This is a genomic window from Microbispora sp. H10670 (assembly GCF_014161385.1).
GTDB classification, from domain to species: Bacteria; Actinomycetota; Actinomycetes; order Streptosporangiales; family Streptosporangiaceae; genus Microbispora; species Microbispora triticiradicis.
Genome location: NZ_JABBWW010000086.1, coordinates 1 through 1217, shown reverse-complemented (window position 1 = coordinate 1217; position 1217 = coordinate 1). Strand labels below are relative to the sequence as shown.

Here is a 1217-nt window from a genome sequence, read left to right as displayed (position 1 = left end):
TGACCCCGTTGAACTCCCGGTCCCAGGTGGCCACGTAGGTCGAGTCGTTCAGGTGGCCGGCCGCGATCGCGGTGCCGAAGTAGCGGCCGCTCTGCGCGGCGGCCGCCCCGAGGGTGCTCGCCGCGGCATTGGCCGGGAGGGTGGCCGACAGGGCCGTCACCACCCCGAGTACGCCGAGAGCCCCGGCGGCCAGCGCCCGGCGTGGGCCGCTGAGCGGTCGCCTGGCGCCACCGGCGGATAGGGGGAAATCGCTCATGCCTGAGCCTCCACTGCTGCATCACTGAAAGGGAAACGCGAGGACGCGCCCCCGCGGGGACGACGATCGGCGTCACGAACGGCGGCCTCCGCCGTCCACCACCAGGTCCGGCAGAAAGAGGCCGCTTCGGAAAGTCAGTCTGGAAATCTCCACGAAACGTGTCAAGACTGCGTCGGAGAGGCTGGAGCCGTCTCCCTGCCGCAGCCGCACGCGCCGGGCGCGTGGCACGCACCGCCACCGCGCTTTCCCGCCGCCTCGTCATCCGTTTCGGGACGGTGCCGGCTTGATGAATGTTTCAGCACCCCGCCCACCTCGGCATGTGCGCCGCCCGCCCATCGGAGCAGTTGAGGCCCGCCCGGCGGCACGGCGCCCGGGCGGGCGGATCCGGCTCGCTTGACGGGACCTGACCCCGTCGTATTGGCTCCGCCGCACCACCACCGACATCGACGCCTATGAGAAGGGCGGGCCCGGCAGCGTACGTGTGAGCGTTAACAAGCCTTGACTCGCCTTCGTGCACGGAGGTGGGGTGATCCCCCGCCGCAGAGGGCCGCCGAGGCTCCGGTCGGCGCGCCGACGCGCCGCCCGCCTCGCACCCGTGCTCGATTCCCGCAAGCCCCAAGCACCATCCGCGGCCACGACAGCCAGTGTGAGCGTTAACAGAAGATTTCTCCTAATAGATCACATTCTTCGGGAGTACTGATGAAGATCCCTCGCGTTCGGCTCTGGCCCACCGTCGGCGTCGACGCCACGGCCGGCGCCACCAGGCTCATGCGGACGAGGCGGTTGGCCGCGATCCTCCTGGCTCTCGCCCTGCCGGTGCTCGGTACGGTGCTCGGGGCGGGCGCCGCGAGCGCGGAGTCCAACGGCGGGGTGCGGGTGATGCCGCTGGGCGACTCGATCACCGAGGGCACCCAGGTGCCGGGCGGCTACCGCATCGGGCTGTGGCAGCGCCTGGCCGCCG

2 pseudogenes are annotated in these 1217 nt (G+C 71.2%); one reads left to right on the top strand and one right to left on the bottom strand.

From position 1 onward, the window contains the following. Window positions 1-256: pseudogene (locus HHX33_RS34635) on the bottom strand (1,4-beta-xylanase); the annotation flags it as partial. Between the two features lie 699 nt (window positions 257-955). Here HHX33_RS34635 and HHX33_RS34630 point away from each other — a divergent pair. Then, a pseudogene (locus tag HHX33_RS34630) lies at window positions 956-1217 on the top strand (hypothetical protein); the annotation flags it as partial.